Here is a 15,702-nt window from a genome sequence, read left to right on the forward strand (position 1 = left end):
TTTGGCTATTAATTCTGAAAATAATTTCAATTTTGTATCCCTTGAATACGCCTGACAATATAAACGAAAAAAAAGATAAAAAAGTATAACGGTTGGTTAATTTTTTCCGAAAATTATGAACTATAAAGAAACCCTAGATTGGATGTTTAACAAATTGCCAATGTACCAAACACAAGGCGCCACGGCTTATCGCAAGGATATTACCAACACCGTTTTGTTAGCCAATCACTTAGAAAATCCTGAACGCCATTTGAGATGTATTCATGTAGCCGGAACCAATGGCAAAGGCTCTACTTCCCACCTGCTTGCTTCGGTTTTACAAGAAGCCGGCTATAAAGTTGGATTGTATACCTCTCCGCATTTAAAAGACTATCGGGAGCGCATCAGCATTAACGGAACATATATTTCTGAAGACTATGTTTGTGATTTCATGAATAAAAACAAACCCTTTTTTGAAACCCACGAATTGAGTTTTTTTGAAATGACCGTGGGTTTAGCCTTCGATTATTTTGTCAAAGAACAAACCGACATCAATATCATTGAAGTGGGCATGGGAGGGCGATTAGATTCCACCAACATCATCACGCCATTGGTTTCTGTAATTACTAATATCGGATTGGATCATACCCAATTTCTTGGCACTACGTTGGAAGCCATTGCTTTTGAAAAGGCCGGTATCATTAAACCGAATATTCCTGTTGTCATTGGCGAATATGTAGCAGAAACCAAACCTGTTTTTGAAACAAAAGCCAAAGAAACAAATTCTGAAATATACTTTGCTTCCGATTTAATTTCCGAAACCTATCCCTCGGCATTGCTGGGTGATTATCAAACACAAAATAAGAAAACCGTATTGCAAACGATAAAGGTTCTGAATCAAAAACAATTGCTTTCCATTTCAGAAGACGCTATTAAAGATGGTTTTTTGAATGTGATTAAAAACACCCGACTCCAAGGAAGATGGCAACAATTAAGCAGTAATCCGAAAATCATTTGCGATACAGCACACAACGCCCATGGCATTTCCATTGTGATGAAACAACTGCAAAAAGAAAAATTTGACCAACTGCACATCGTATTAGGCGTAGTAAACGACAAAAATCTGGAAGAAATTCTGCCATTATTTCCCAAAGAAGCAAAATATTATTTTTGCAGACCAAATATTTCTCGCGGATTAGATGCTCAAATTTTAAAAGAAAAAGCCAAAGACTTCGAACTTAAAGGCGAAATATATAATTCTGTTTCAAAGGCTTATGACAACAGTAGAGAAAACGCCACGTCAAACGACTTTATTTATGTAGGCGGAAGTACATTTGTGGTTGCAGAAATTTTATAATTTTTTTTCATTTTAATTTGCAGAATCAAAAAAGTAGTCTATATTTGCACTCGCAATCAAGCGCAAGACGGGCGATTAGCTCAGTTGGTTCAGAGCATCTCGTTTACACCGAGAGGGTCGGGGGTTCGAATCCCTCATCGCCCACCACCGTTAAAAAAAACTCCTTAAGCAATTAAGGAGTTTTTTATTTTTATCTGTTTTGAATAAAATAGTAACTGAAAAATTATTGATATACTTTGATATAATCAATAACAAATTCTTGCGGAAATATAGTATCATCAATATCATGCCCCCCAAAGTTTCCTCCAACGGCGGTATTAACAATAAAATAAAAAGGCTGATTATAAGGCCAAGTAATTTCATTTTTGACTTCAGGAGCAAATACATAAACCGATTGTTGGTCAACAAAAAATTCAATTTTATCTTTTGTCCAGTCGATAGCATATACATGAAAGCCTTCTTCAATCGTTTTTATTTCGGTTACTTTAGTATTGATGGTATTACCGTGACTGGCTTGAGTGTGTAGAGAGGTAAAAACTTTATTCGGCTCCCGACCAACATATTCTAAAATATCGATTTCTCCACATAGCGGCCAACCTACCTTTTTAATATTAGAACCCAGCATCCAAAATGCAGGCCATATTCCTTTTCCGGTTGGAATTTTAGCTCTGACTTCTATCCTGCCATACATGAACTCTTTTTTTCCAGCCGTGGTAATTCTAGTAGAGGTATATTTATCTCCTTCTTTATTAATGGTTATGATTAGATTACCCTCAACAAGGGTATGATTGTTTTGGGTATAAACTTGCTTTTCATTATTTCCCCAACCGCATACCTCAGGACAACCATCTCCCATTTCAAAATTCCAAGTATTATTGTTTAGTTCTTTTCCGTTAAAATCTTCCTGCCAAATCAATTTTCTTTGATTCGACTGTCCAAAACAACCTATAGAAAACAACAGTATAAAAACATACTTTATCATGTTACTCTACTTTAAAATTAGTTTCTAATGTTTCTACAGAATTACCTCCTACAAATACTTTGAAATCACCGGACTCTACTTCCCATTTGTTATTAGCTGTGTAAAATTCGAGCATTTTTTCACCAATAGTGAATTGAACTGTTTTTTGTTCATTGGCTTTTAACTCAATCATTTCAAACGCTTTCAGTTCTTTTACCGGTCGTGTCAAACTTCCTATCATATCCCTAATGTACAATTGTACTACTTCTTTTCCTGTTTTATTACCTGTGTTCTTTATTGTAACAGAGGCAATAATTTTACCCTTTTTTGTTAAGGAATCAGCACTCAATTTCAAATTAGAATATTCGAAGTTAGTGTAACTCAATCCATAACCGAAAGGATAAAGCGGCGTGTTTTTTTCATCGGAATAATGCGACCAAAAACACTTCCCGGCTCATTACTGCTTGGTCGCCCTGTGTTTTTGTAATTGTAATAAATAGGTACTTGTCCCACATTTCTCGGGAAAGTCATGGGTAATTTTCCGCTTGGATTATAATCGCCATAGAGAACTTGCGCTATAGCATTCCCACTTTGTGTTCCCAATTGCCATGCTTCAACAATAGCCGGAATATTTTCAGCGGCCCAAGGCAAAGCCAAAGGTCTACCATTATTTAAAACTAAGATCACTTTTTTATTTACTTTAAAAATAGTTTCCAAAAGTGCTTGTTGCACCCCCGGCAATCCCAAATCTGTTCGACTTCTTCCCTCACCGGTTTGTAGTCCGTGTTCGCCTAAAACCATAATCACTACATCGGATTGTTTGGCTAAATCTATTGCTTCCTGAAAACCGGATTTATCGGTGGTGTTAATATGTAACTCACTCACAAACTTTGTAGTGCCTACGGTTACATCAGCTCCTTTCGCATAAATCAGTTGATTGCCTTTATATTGCTTCATCCCTTCTAAAACGGAAACAGCGGTATCGTCATCGGCACCAATGCGCCAGCTTCCTAAAGGACTTGTTTTATCAGCAGCCAAAGCGCCAATCAATGCAATTTTCAAACCTGATTTAGCTAATGGTAATACTTCGTTTTCATTTTTTAAAAGCACTATTGATTTCTTGGCGATATCTAAAACCCCTTCCTGAAATTCTGCTTTGCCTACTGTAGCCTTTTCTCTAACTTCGTCGCAATATTTATAGGGATTATCAAAAAGACCTAATTCAAATTTCACTCTGAGAATTCGTTTAACGGCATCATTAATTTGAGCTTCTTCGACTTTCCCTTCTTTGACCGAGGCTGCCAAATGTTCTACATAAGCATAAGATTCCATATCCATATCCGATCCGGCATTCATTGCAATTTCGGCGGCATCTTTGCTGTCTTTGGCATAGCCGTGTGCAATCATTTCATTGATAGAACCCCAATCGGAGACCACAAAACCTTTGAAATTCCAATCGCCCTTTAGTATTTTTCGTTGTAAATACGAACTTCCCGTAGCCGGAACTCCGTTCAATTCATTAAAAGAATTCATAAAAGTCTTCACATCGGCCTCAACACACGCCTTAAAAGGAGGTAATATCGTATTTTGCAATGTGGCTTCGCTTAGATCAACAGTATTATAATCTCGTCCGGATTCGGCAAAAGCATAACCGGCAAAGTGTTTGGCACAAGCAGCAATTGTCTTTACAGAAGATAAATCATTTCCTTGAAACCCTTTCACTCTGGCAATAGCGATTTGACTCCCTAAATAAGTATCTTCTCCGGCACCTTCCATAACTCTACCCCATCTGGCATCCCTTGAAATATCAACCATTGGAGCAAATGTCCAATTAAGCCCAACAGCTGCCGATTCTTCAGCAGCAATTTCTGCCGATTTTCTGATGGCTTCCATATCCCAACTCGCAGCTTCTGCTAAAGGTATTGGACTAATTGTTTTATAACCATGGATTACATCAAATCCAAATAGCAAAGGGATACCCAGCCGAGTTTGCTCAACAGCAATTTTTTGGATGGCTCTGACTTCTTTTGCCCCTTTAACATTGAGCATAGAACCGACTAACCCTTTTTTTAAGTGATCATATTTTAAAGCGGCCTGACCTTCTTTTGGAGTAGGACCAGTAACATCCCAAAAACCATTATATTGATTAAGTTGTCCCACTTTTTCTTCAAGAGTCATAAGGTGTAAAACCGAATCGACTCTAGCATCAAAACTTGATTTTTTACTCTTATCTAGGACCATTTGCTGTGTTGGTGAACAGCTGAATAGCATGGCCGTGACTATGAAAAAGTAAAGTATAGTTAGTTTGAATTTCATTAAAATAGTTTCAAAAATTAATAATCTTTCCTTGAAGGTCAGTTTTGCCGACCTTCAAGGAAATAAAAAAGAAAAATGAATTACTTTATTGGTATACTCTCACATAGTCAACTTCCATACTTGATTGTGTGAAAGCAGGATCTATTGTTCCTCCAAATGACCCTCCCATAGCAACATTCAATATCAAAAAGAAGTCATGATTAAAAGGGACTGAATTACTATTGGCAAAAGAATGATACAAATTATCGTCAACATAGAACTTTATAGAATTTGGTGTCCATACTGCTTTATACACATGAAATTGTGAGGATGCATTGGATATTGTAGTGGTATTTGTAACTCCGTTTCCTCCTGAATTGTTGGGATAATGTAATGTGGCATGTATAACGTTTGGCACATTCCCTTTGTGTTCCATAACATCAATTTCACCGCAACCCGGCCAGGCATTTGTGGCATAATTTTCACCCAACAACCATAAGGCAGGCCAAGTCCCTCCACCGGTTGGTAATTTCGCTCTGAATTCGATTTTACCATAAGTAAACTCAAATTTATTCTCAGATTTCAATCGGGCCGAAGTGTAATTGGACCCACTGAAAAGCTGAGCTTTGGCTGTAATTTTTAAATTTCCTCCCTGAACCACTGCATTATCTGAACTGTTGGTATAATACTGAGCTTCTCCATTTCCCCATCCTCCGGCACCAATATCATAACTCCATTTGCTGGCATCCGGTGCTCCATCGGTATTAAACTCGTCAGACCAAACCAAGTTGGTGTAATCAGTAATTGGATCTTGAACAGGAGGAGAAGTTGTAAAAATATGATACCAAGCCAAGGCTGGATTACCTCCCATTACAGCTCTAACTACCATTCTGTTTTCGGTTATTGATAATATTTCATATGAATTTTGACCAATATAATACCCCATAAAACCGTTATCGGAGAAGTTCATCACTGTTCCTCGGGTTTGTCCCGGAATATTGTTGGCCGCCACAACAGATTCTGAGGGACTCAGCGTTACTGTTTTTATCCCACTGGTATCATAACTATAACAAAAATCATTACCTACATTTCCTCCGACAACACTCTCAAAAGCAGTATTAAAGAAGGTGTGTCCTCCGTTATCTAATTCGTATTTTAATTGTATTCCGTCTAAAGAAAAAGTCATCACATTCTCATAAAGACAGCTGCTATCACTTGACCCTGCTTTTTCAAATGGTCCTGCTTGGTAATAATTGGCATAATAGTTTTTAGTTGCATCGGCATCATTTTGACCTACTCCAAGATGACCCGGTTCTGCTGCGGCCCAATACCACTTTTTGGTGGTGCCACCTGTTAAAAACTGAACAGCCTCTTCATCAGTAAAATTACTCAACACCTGAACATCTAATATTGTACTGGTAGTAATACCACCTTTACCTGAAGCAATTACAGTAATTGTATAAGTGTTTAATCCTGTTTGTGTAAATCGTTTTTCAAAAACTCCATTGGGTGCATTGGCCGAAGTACCATCACTGAAAACATATTTATAAGAAATGGCATGATCCGCAACAGCCGTAAACTTGACCATTCCTGAACCATCACCATCAGGATTTGCAGTATTCTTCCCAATAATATCTGCCGTAACCTGAAGATTGGTTGGTGTATCAATTTCTCCGAAAGAATTATCCTCTTCTTGACAACTTATCATTACAACAAGCGCTAAGAGTGATATGGTATTTAAAATTATTTTTTTCATCTTAATTTTTTTTAGTTGTGAAAATATACGTTATCAATGTAAACTGTTCCGGCACCCGAGGGGTTTCCTGAGAATATCAACTGAGCAATATGACTTTTGGTAATTAAACCTGTAAAATTGCTTAACGGAATATCGTAGCTATTCCATCCGCCTTGTGTAGGTGTAAAAGATAATTCATGTTCAACATCATCATTCGGAGAACCTTGATAAATACCATTGGCACCAAAATCAACAAGTTTTATTCTAAAAGCAGTCAAATTGGGTGTCCATACATCAACATGAATATGAGTCATAGCCGAGGCATTAATCTGATTATTAACCGTTTCCACTCCGACAAAGTTTAAGTTGGTGTATTTTTTAGTGTCATTTCCGGCAATTTGAAGGTTAGTTAAATTACCTGCTGACCAAACTGTTAACCAGGTATCAACCGGTACATTGGTATAGGCATTACTAAACATGGAAATTACGTTTGCTTGTGAAAACACAGGTGTTGGGGCGGCTGTAGTAGGTACGCCCCCTGTGTTATAAAAGTAAACATTGTCAACATATACAGTACTATTTCCTGAAGGTGAAGCCACATATATTAATTGGGCAATATGAGCTCGAGTGGTTAATCCCGTGAAAGAACTTAAAGGTAAATCTAAACTCACCCAAGTATTTTGTGCCGGACTGGGAATTGCAATTTCGTGCTCAACATCATCGCCTCCTCCAAAAATACCATTAGCCCCAAAATCGACTAACTTAACTTTAAACTCTGTAAAATCCGAAGAAAAAATATCCGTATGAAAATAAGTCATTGCTGTAGCATTAATTGGAGAGGTCGTTGCTTCGACACCTACAAAATTTAGTGATGAATATTTTTGGTAGCGTTACCACTAATGGTTATATCATCCAAATTGGCTTGTGACCACGACGTTTTCCAAGTGTCAACTGCAACATTAGTATAAGCATCACTAAACATTGAAATCACATTTGATGATGGAGTGGTTGGGGTTGGCGCCGGTAATAAGTTGGTTACCGTAACACTTTGAGTATAGACTGTTGTTGCAGCACCTCCGCTCAGCGCAACAACTGTTATTGTATAAGTTCCGGAAGTAGCATACGTATGTGATATTACTTCACCTTCCATAAAATCTACCGGAATTTCATTAGCAACATCACCAAAATATACTTGAAAATACGTTTCTAAATTAGCACTAGCCGAAACATTGGCCGCTAAATTAGTTCCGGTTGTAATTGAAACCTCTAAATCAGTTGGTGCTAAAAAAGAAACCGTCAATTCCTGCATAACTTCAGTTCGTTTTCCGTTTAAGGTTACTCCAACAATTTTTACTTGATAGACTCCTTCAGGATAAGTATGACTTATCGAGTTGCCCGGATTAACGTAGCCCGGTTCTGTTGTTCCGTCTCCATAATAAATTTCATATTGTGTAACGCCTTCTCCTTTAGGCAAAAAAGTCACCTCCCCTGAATTATCCTGCTTGATAGTCATTAATGCTGAAATTCCTGTTGGAGCAGCTATGTTATCAAGATTTACATCATTATTGTCTTCTGAACATCCCAATATCGAAATCAAAAGACCAATACTTATAAATACTACTATTTTTTTCATGTTGCTGTTTTTTTAATATCCTTGATTTTGTTGCCAATTACCGTTTGAAAACTGAATCTCTTCGATAGGCAATGGAAATAATTCGTTCTTATTTGGAGAAAATCCTGCTATTTTTTGAGCGGCTCTTCCCGTTCTCACCAAATCAAAAAAGCGATGACCTTCACCCATTAATTCTAATCTTCTCTCTTCCAAAATAAAATCGGTTAAAGCGCCGCCTGACGAACTGATATCGTGGTTGGTATCACCAAAGGCTCTTCGTCTTACTTGATTTAGATAAAAACGCGCTTTGGCATCATCAATCCCTCCACGGTTGTTAGCTTCTGCTGCCATTAATAAGACATCCGCATAGCGAATCGCTCTGTAATTGTTAGGATTGGTTAAATTCTGATCGCCTAAATTGGCATCCCCTTGACGAGCTAAGTATTTTCTATTATAGAACCCGGTATGTTTGTATCCTGTTCCGTAACTAACCCCGGCTCCATTGTTGAATGAGGTATTGGCAGCTGCCCAAGTTTCAATATTTAGAATGGCGACATCTCTTCTTTTATCTCCTACTTCATAAGCATCATAAGCCTCTTGTGTTGGTACATTAAAACTGTAACCCGAGTCAAAGAGAGGTCCGGAATAGTTACGAATTCCGTTGAATCCTACGGCTACATTCCCTTCACTACACTGAAGACATCCAAAACTGGCTCCTTCTGCATCAGAATATTGCACTTCAAAAACAGATTCGGAGCCATTTTCTCCATTATTTTCAAAAATAGAATTATAATCCGTTACCAAAGAATAAGTATTAGAAGTAATTAATTCATCTAAAACATTGGCTGAATCCACAAATTTATCTTGATACAAATACACTTTCCCTAATAGTGCTTGTGCTGCTCCTTTGGTGGCTCTTCCAGTTTGAGGCGCCACGGCACTTAAATGAGCAACTGCAAAAATCAAATCACTCTGAATTGAAGCATAAACTTCTGAAACAGGAGAGCGTGGAATACTTTTTTCATCATTGAGTTTGAATCGTGCGTCTCCTTTCATTGGAATTGGACCAAACCATTTTACCAACTCAAACTGGTAATATGCTCTCAAAAATCGGGCTTCGGCTATGATTTGTTCTTTCCCTTCGAAATCAGTTTTATCTTTAAATTCTAAGATATAATTAGCGCGTTGTACACCGGCAAACATCCAGTTCCATAAATCTTTCAAGTTGCTGTTTACCGGAGTGTGTGTCATTTCATCAATCTGTTGAATCCCGATGACATCGTTAGCACTTTCTCCGCCTGACAAGGTATTATCTGAGGCAATTTCCCCCATTAAAACATTGATATAGGAAGACTGCAGCATATCATAAGCCGCAATTAATGCATTCTTGTAATCGGCTTCAGAATTGAAATAGTTTTCAGAATCGATAGAGTATTCAGGAGTTCTGTCCACGAAATCATCGGTGCAAGAAAGACTGATTGTAAACAAAAGCATTATGGCAAAACCTACTTTATATATATTTTTTTCATCATCACTTGTTTAAAAATTAACATTAAGACCCACTATAAACGTTTTCGGTTGTGGATAAAACCCATAATCAATTCCACCTCCGATAGCTGAACCATTGGTAGCAGCCGGATCGAAACCTCTGTATTTGGTGAACGTATATAGGTTATTGACCGAAGTATATAGTCTAACTTTGTTTACCCCTATTTTTTCGGAAATCTTAGAAGGAAGAGTATACCCCAGTTGCACGTTTTGTATTCTTAAGAAAGAAGCATCTTCCACAAAATAACTGGAGAATAAATTATTGTTAGTAGCTGCAGTCGTAACTCTAGGCACACTGTTGCTGGTTCCTTCTCCTGTCCAGCGGTCCAGTACATAATTCAATCGATTAACATTGGCCAATGTTCTTTCGTAGTTACGCACCATCTCATTACCAATTGAAGCATACGAGTAAGCCATAAAATCAAAATTCTTGTAGGTGAAATTAATATTTAACCCCATAGTAACTTCCGGAATTGGATTGCCTAAATCCGTTCTGTCAGCCAATGTAATGACTCCATCTCCATTAATATCTTTAAAACGAATATCTCCTGGTGAAGTAGCCGAACCTAAGGCAGTTTGATTTGGTGCCGCATCTATTTCGGCTTGATTTTGGAAAATACCGGCTGCTTGTAAGCCATAAAAATAGCCTATGGCATGACCTACTTCCATTCTGGCCGGAGCGGGTTGCCCTACTCCAAAAGCACCTCCTTCTTGATAACCGGTAGCGTTATTAACTTCTAACACTTTATTTTTCAATGTTGTGATATTGTATCCAATTCCAAATTTTAAATCATCGGTAATATTATCCTTGTAATTAACAGAAAACTCTAATCCTGTATTTCTTACAGTACCTGCATTGTAAGTAGGTGCACCCGAACCTGGTGCGTATACTCCTGAAATACCGGATACCGGTGTTCCTTCTATTAATAAATCATTTCGAGTATCATTGAAATAATCAAGAGTAACATCAATTTTTTCTTTCCATAATTTCATATCTAAGCCAATATCAAATTTCTCATCGGCTTCCCATTTTATAGCGGTATTTGGAAGGACTCCAACGGCAACTCCATTCACCAAAGTGCCGTTTAAAACATAAGTTGCCTCACCACTTAAGCTTCCCACATAGCGATTATTGCCGATACGGTCGTTTCCTAATTTACCATAACTCATTCTTAATTTTAAGAAATTGATATAGTCAGATTTTTTGAAAAAGGATTCATCCGATATTACCCAGCCGGCTGTGAAAGAAGGGAAATAAGCAACACGATTGTCCGGACCAAATTTGGTAGAAACATCTCTCCTTATCAAAGCTGAGAACAAATATTTTCCTTTATAGTCGTACTCAAGTCGGCCGAAATGGGATAATCTTCTTTCGTCATAGGCATATGAACTTACATCTCTTGAGCCTGAAGCGCCGGTACCCGTGGCTAAACTAATATCAGCATAGTCCCATGAATTATTAGGCACATCATATCCGGTTCCAAAAAGACCCGAACCAAATTCTCTGAAAACAGTAGTTCCTAAAGTTACTTTTACTTTATGCTTTTCGGCAAATATATTTTCGTAGGCCCCGTATAAATCAAACGTATAATCGTTATCGTTTACTGCACCTTGAGAAACACTGCTTCTGGTAACGTCAAAAACCTTTCCCCCGTAATTTACTTCTTTAGCAAAACTTTTACTCTTACTATTAGCATTGTTGAACCCGATGCGTGAGGTTAGCTTAAAATGATTTACAACATCATAATCTATTGCAAAAGATCCATTTAATTTCCTGAATTTATAATCATTGTAGGTGTTTTCAATTTGAGCCAACGGATTGATGATTTCAATACCATAACCGGTGGAACTTGGCACTAAAGTGTAAGCCCCGTCTGCATTGTAAACCGATAATGTGGATGGTACATTAATAGCATTGAACAAAACTGAACCTAATCCACTTTCATTTAAAGCATCTCTATCAAAATAAGTGTAAATAATATTGGATTGCACTTTAATTTTACTGGATAAATCAGCCCCTAAAGCCAAACGAGCTGTGCTTCTTTTAAAATCAGATTTCCCTCCGCCAATTATACCTTCTTGTTTTAAATCGGATCCACTAAAGGCATAAGTTATTTTTTCGGAACCGCCGCTTATTGAAAAATCATTACTAATGATTGGCGCTTTATTGAATACTTCGTTCTGCCAATTAGTTCCGGAACCTAGTCCTGAAACATTGGGATAAGGTAAGGGTTGACCACCATTAACATAACTTTCATTAAGCAGCAGTGCATATTCTGTAGCATTTAATAAATTAAGTTTTTTAGTAGTCTCTTGTGTTCCTGTATAAGTGTTAAATGTAACTTTTACTTTAGAATTTTTTCTTCCGCTTTTAGTAGTCACATTGATTATTCCATTAGCCCCCAAAGCTCCATAAATAGCTGCTTGAGCATCTTTAAGAATAGATATTGATTCAATATCATTAGGATTCAGTATGCCCAAATCGCCTACATACCCGTCAATAATAACTAGAGGTGCATTATTCCCATTGGAAGAAACCCCTCTGATTCTGATATCTAAACCGGCGCCTGGAGAACCAGATTGCGAAGTAACATTAACTCCCGCTACCGTTCCCTGCAAAGCCTGTTCTACTTTAATTGGTTTTAAATCTTCGATAGTTTTAGCGGAAACAATCGCCACAGCTCCGGTCAAGTCTCTTTTCTTTTTTGTTCCGTACCCCAAAACCACAACTTCGTCAAGCGACTTCGAATCTTCTTTTAGGCCCACCTGAATGTTGTCATCTTTGGTGACTGTTACTTCAAAACTGTCGTAACCTAAATAACTAAAAATAACTTTAGCCCCTTTAGGCACGCCGGGCAGTTTGAAGTTTCCGTCAAAATCAGTAATTGTCCCTTTCGATGAATTTTTGACTGTAATATTAACACCAGTCAGCGGAATTTTTGTTTTAACATCGATTACCGTTCCACTAATTTCTAGAAATTGTGAATATCCTGTCCAAGAGAGAAAAAGAATCGTAAATAGTAATAATTTAGATTTCATAATTAATTTGGTTTTTGTACTTATAAAAGTAGTCGTAAGGTTGAATAATAAATTAAAATCAACCTCAACAAAAAATATACACTGAAAAAAAAGTGTTAACTATTTCAGAATATCATAAAAATAAAGGCTGTAAATAACTAAATACAGAATAATTAAGTCTTAAACCTACTGAAAAAAAAGACTGAAAAAAAAATTCGCAAACGTTGTTGTATAGGTTATGTATAGGTAAATGAAACCCTATACTGAGAATTATATTGACAAAATATATTCTACAAGACCTTGCTCATGAGGTAAATCCATTTTTTTACGCAAACGATATCGTTTTATTTCTACACTTCTAACCGAGATGTTGAGTAATGGTGCTACTTCTTTAGAAGACAAATTAAGACGAAGATAAGCACAAAGACGTAAATCATTGGGCGTTAAAGACGGATGTGCTTGTTTCATTTTTTTTAGAAAATCTTTGTCGGCATTATCAAAAGCTTCTTTGAACACGTTCCAAGTGTCTTCTTCGTTTATGTTTTTATTAATAGTAGTAATAACCGATTTTACGTTGCGATTGCCTTCTTCAGATGTCTTTTTTAAATCTTCTTTAATAAGAGACAACAATTCGTTTTTCTTAATCAAATTCATAGTAGAAACCGCCAATTCTTTACTTTTACTATCAACATCTTTGGTCAATTGCTCATTTCTTACCATCATTAATTGTTGATTGTTTTCAAGTTCTTTTATTTCCAGTAAAAGATTATTTTCTTCTATCAACTTCTCTCTTTGTCTTTGATAATAATCCTTGTAGGTTTTATTTATAAAATAGGCCAAATATAAGGTCAACAAAAGGTAAATAAGTAAGGCAAAATTAGTAGCATACCAAGGTTTTAAAATAGTAAAAGTATACACCGCAACATTCTCGGGAGCGGAATTGGCTATTTTGGCTCTAACTTTAAAAGTGTAAGTTCCCGGTGATAAATTTTTAAAATTGACCGATGATTTGGAACTCCATTCACTCCAATCGTCTTGAACTCCTTCTAAAAGGTATTGGTATTCGGCGTTGATGTATTTGTTATACTCCGGAACCGTATAACCGAAAGTTAAATTGTTTTCATCATATTTAAATTCTCCCGCCTCGCTAATGGATGAATTGAGTGGATGCTTGTTAATTTTATTACTTAAAATAGCGGTAATGGAAACACTATAATTCTTAAAACTCAAGTCGTCAATATTAAGGGTATAATAACCATCGGTGGTCCCAATTAAATAGGTTGAATTGGACAATTGACTGATGTTTTCATATCCGAGCATGGAATTGGTCAAAGAAGCCGGAATAGGAATAATATTCTTTTTCAGTTGAGTACTCAATTTGCCGGAAGAGAAATAATTGATGTAATTTTTAGTAAAAAGCCATATTTTATTGGACTTGTCGACAATCAATTTACCAGAAGTATATTCTCCTTTATCAAAAACATCGCTTAGTGTTTCATCTTTTACAAATTTTTTATCCTTCGGATTGAGTTTAAATATTCCTTCTTTGTAGGCATAATAAATGGTGTTATTGTATTTGACCAAGCTGGCATTTTTCCCTTTTTTGGGACTGTTGTAGGTATAAACATTCTGTGCGTTCTCGAGCTTTGTATCCCCATGAAACCTGAAGACGCCTTTATATTCATGGCTTACATAAAAATCCAGGTTAGCAGTTACTTCAAAATATTTAGCCGAATAATCAAATCCTTTGAATTTATTTTTATAAACCCATTGATTGTTCTCTTGTTTTAGTATGGATATGCCAAAATAATTTCCTTGAAACAAAACATCTTTTCTACCCGGCATGGGTTCGAATTTCCAGGTTCCTGATTGGTAAAATATATTTTTTGCCGTATCCTCATTGACAATAAAAGTTCCAGAATCATGACCGCAAAATAGAGTCCCGTTATATTGAAACAAAGACCAAACTTGTCCTTTAGTTCCGGCTACAAATTTGAACTGCTCATCTGTTTTGTAGGTTTTATAAAATAATCCTTGATTGGTACCAATATACAATTTATCCTTAAAGACAATAGAAGTATATACGGTTCCCAAAATCCCTGTATCATCAGAGAAACTCTTAATTGGCGATTGTAGATTGATGCAATTAATGCCGTTATCCAATCCAATCCACAGATTTTTGTCATTATCTTCATAAAGTGACAACGCTGTATTATTGCTCAATCCTTTATTTTGAGTAATATGAAAACTAAGATTTAGTTCTTTGGAAAGAATAAAAATTCCGTTAGAAACCGTTCCTAACACATATCCACCGTCGGAAAGTCTCTCACAACTGTATACACTGCTTGACTTCAAATCGGCATCAATATTAGTAACTTGAGGGGTAATCCCTTTTTTGGTATATTCAAAAAAACCATGGTTTTGCGTTAAAATAGAAAGCCCCTCATTGGATTTAAAAACCCCGACAATTTTATTTTTTACGACGGTTTCATCTTTAGAAATTAATTTACTTTGTCCATTTTCTATTTCATATAATCCATCCGAAAATGTTTGATAATAAAGTCCGTTTTCTGTTTTAAAAGCTTTAATGATGGTAGTTCTGGGAGTAATTATCGAGAATTTTTTCAGCTTTGTGTCATATACATAAATTCGGTTTAAGGATTGAAAAAGCACCCATTGATCAAAGTTAAGTATAGTCCAAAATTGTTCGTCATCAAGCACTTTATTTTTGATGTCTTTGCTTAATGAAAAATACTTCAATTGTCCGCTGCGTTGTCTCGTCCAGTATCCAAACTCCATATAACAGCCGGTATATATTTTCTCATCGATAACTTTCACAGAGCGAATGATGGTTTCATTTGGTGAAGGATAAAGTGTCCAATTTGAACCATTAAATTCCAGCAGTCCCTCATTGTTAGCAAAAAACATGAAATGCTTTTTATCCTGAGCTATCATCCAATTTTGATTGCCTGCTGAATATACTGATGGTGAATATTTTACTATAGGAGGTAGCTCTTGAGCCAAGCATAAAGAAGAAAACAATAGCATCAAAGCCATTATTCTTAAAAATCCTTTGAAAAATACTATTGTTTGGGTTACCATATTATTACAATGATACGAATTCGAAAAATAATTTTGATAATTTGAACTCTAAATTTAAAACTAAATAGACATTGTTACAAAAAAAGAAAGCACGA

General features: G+C 36.4%; 8 protein-coding genes, 1 tRNA gene and 1 pseudogene. 2 read left to right on the forward strand and 8 right to left on the reverse strand.

Features of this window, described 5'->3' with window-relative positions:
- The first annotated feature begins 115 nt into the window (after window positions 1-115).
- Both GUU89_RS02130 and GUU89_RS02135 read left to right on the forward strand, forming a co-directional pair.
- Window positions 116-1,336 (forward strand): bifunctional folylpolyglutamate synthase/dihydrofolate synthase, encoded by a 1,221-nt coding sequence (locus tag GUU89_RS02130; protein WP_162126384.1) that lies wholly within the window; start codon window positions 116-118, stop codon window positions 1,334-1,336.
- A 69-nt stretch (window positions 1,337-1,405) separates the two neighbouring features.
- Window positions 1,406-1,483: transfer RNA gene (locus GUU89_RS02135), tRNA-Val, on the forward strand.
- 76 nt (window positions 1,484-1,559) lie between these two features.
- Here GUU89_RS02135 and GUU89_RS02140 read toward each other — a convergent pair.
- The 8 genes and pseudogenes from GUU89_RS02140 to GUU89_RS02175 all read right to left on the reverse strand — a co-directional run bounded on the left by GUU89_RS02140 (window position 1,560) and on the right by GUU89_RS02175 (window position 15,607).
- Window positions 1,560-2,318, reverse strand: a complete 759-nt coding sequence (locus GUU89_RS02140) for a glycoside hydrolase family 16 protein (RefSeq protein ID WP_162126385.1) — start codon at window positions 2,316-2,318, stop codon at window positions 1,560-1,562.
- Between the two features lies 1 nt (window position 2,319).
- Window positions 2,320-4,613 (reverse strand): annotated as a pseudogene (gene bglX, locus GUU89_RS02145) (beta-glucosidase BglX).
- An 85-nt stretch (window positions 4,614-4,698) separates the two neighbouring features.
- Window positions 4,699-6,348 carry a glycoside hydrolase family 16 protein gene (locus tag GUU89_RS02150; protein WP_162126386.1) on the reverse strand — a complete coding sequence of 550 codons (1,650 nt, stop codon included), beginning with the start codon at window positions 6,346-6,348 and terminating at the stop codon, window positions 4,699-4,701.
- Between the two features lie 11 nt (window positions 6,349-6,359).
- Window positions 6,360-7,145 (reverse strand): hypothetical protein, encoded by a 786-nt coding sequence (locus GUU89_RS02155; protein WP_162126387.1) that lies wholly within the window; start codon window positions 7,143-7,145, stop codon window positions 6,360-6,362.
- A gap of 47 nt (window positions 7,146-7,192) precedes the next feature.
- Window positions 7,193-7,960: a PKD domain-containing protein gene (locus tag GUU89_RS02160; protein ID WP_162126388.1), complete on the reverse strand. Its 768-nt coding sequence runs from the start codon at window positions 7,958-7,960 to the stop codon at window positions 7,193-7,195.
- A gap of 12 nt (window positions 7,961-7,972) precedes the next feature.
- Window positions 7,973-9,433 (reverse strand): RagB/SusD family nutrient uptake outer membrane protein, encoded by a 1,461-nt coding sequence (locus tag GUU89_RS02165; protein WP_162126389.1) that lies wholly within the window; start codon window positions 9,431-9,433, stop codon window positions 7,973-7,975.
- A gap of 45 nt (window positions 9,434-9,478) precedes the next feature.
- Window positions 9,479-12,526 carry a SusC/RagA family TonB-linked outer membrane protein gene (locus tag GUU89_RS02170; protein ID WP_162126390.1) on the reverse strand — a complete coding sequence of 1,016 codons (3,048 nt, stop codon included), beginning with the start codon at window positions 12,524-12,526 and terminating at the stop codon, window positions 9,479-9,481.
- 249 nt (window positions 12,527-12,775) lie between these two features.
- Window positions 12,776-15,607: a triple tyrosine motif-containing protein gene (locus tag GUU89_RS02175; RefSeq protein WP_235921942.1), complete on the reverse strand. Its 2,832-nt coding sequence runs from the start codon at window positions 15,605-15,607 to the stop codon at window positions 12,776-12,778.
- Between the last annotated feature and the right edge of the window lie 95 nt (window positions 15,608-15,702).

This window comes from Flavobacterium phycosphaerae (assembly GCF_010119235.1).
GTDB lineage: Bacteria > Bacteroidota > Bacteroidia > Flavobacteriales > Flavobacteriaceae > Flavobacterium > Flavobacterium phycosphaerae.

Bases quoted from the DNA above. Each gene is read 5' to 3' on its own strand.
- GUU89_RS02130 (WP_162126384.1), top strand. From the start codon at position 116: ATGAACTATAAAGAAACCCTAGATTGGATGTTTAACAAATTGCCAATG.
- GUU89_RS02140 (WP_162126385.1), bottom strand. From the start codon at position 2,318: ATGATAAAGTATGTTTTTATACTGTTGTTTTCTATAGGTTGTTTTGGA.
- GUU89_RS02150 (WP_162126386.1), bottom strand. From the start codon at position 6,348: ATGAAAAAAATAATTTTAAATACCATATCACTCTTAGCGCTTGTTGTA.
- GUU89_RS02155 (WP_162126387.1), bottom strand. From the start codon at position 7,145: ATGACTTATTTTCATACGGATATTTTTTCTTCGGATTTTACAGAGTTT.
- GUU89_RS02160 (WP_162126388.1), bottom strand. From the start codon at position 7,960: ATGAAAAAAATAGTAGTATTTATAAGTATTGGTCTTTTGATTTCGATA.
- GUU89_RS02165 (WP_162126389.1), bottom strand. From the start codon at position 9,433: ATGCTTTTGTTTACAATCAGTCTTTCTTGCACCGATGATTTCGTGGAC.
- GUU89_RS02170 (WP_162126390.1), bottom strand. From the start codon at position 12,526: ATGAAATCTAAATTATTACTATTTACGATTCTTTTTCTCTCTTGGACA.
- GUU89_RS02175 (WP_235921942.1), bottom strand. From the start codon at position 15,607: ATGGTAACCCAAACAATAGTATTTTTCAAAGGATTTTTAAGAATAATG.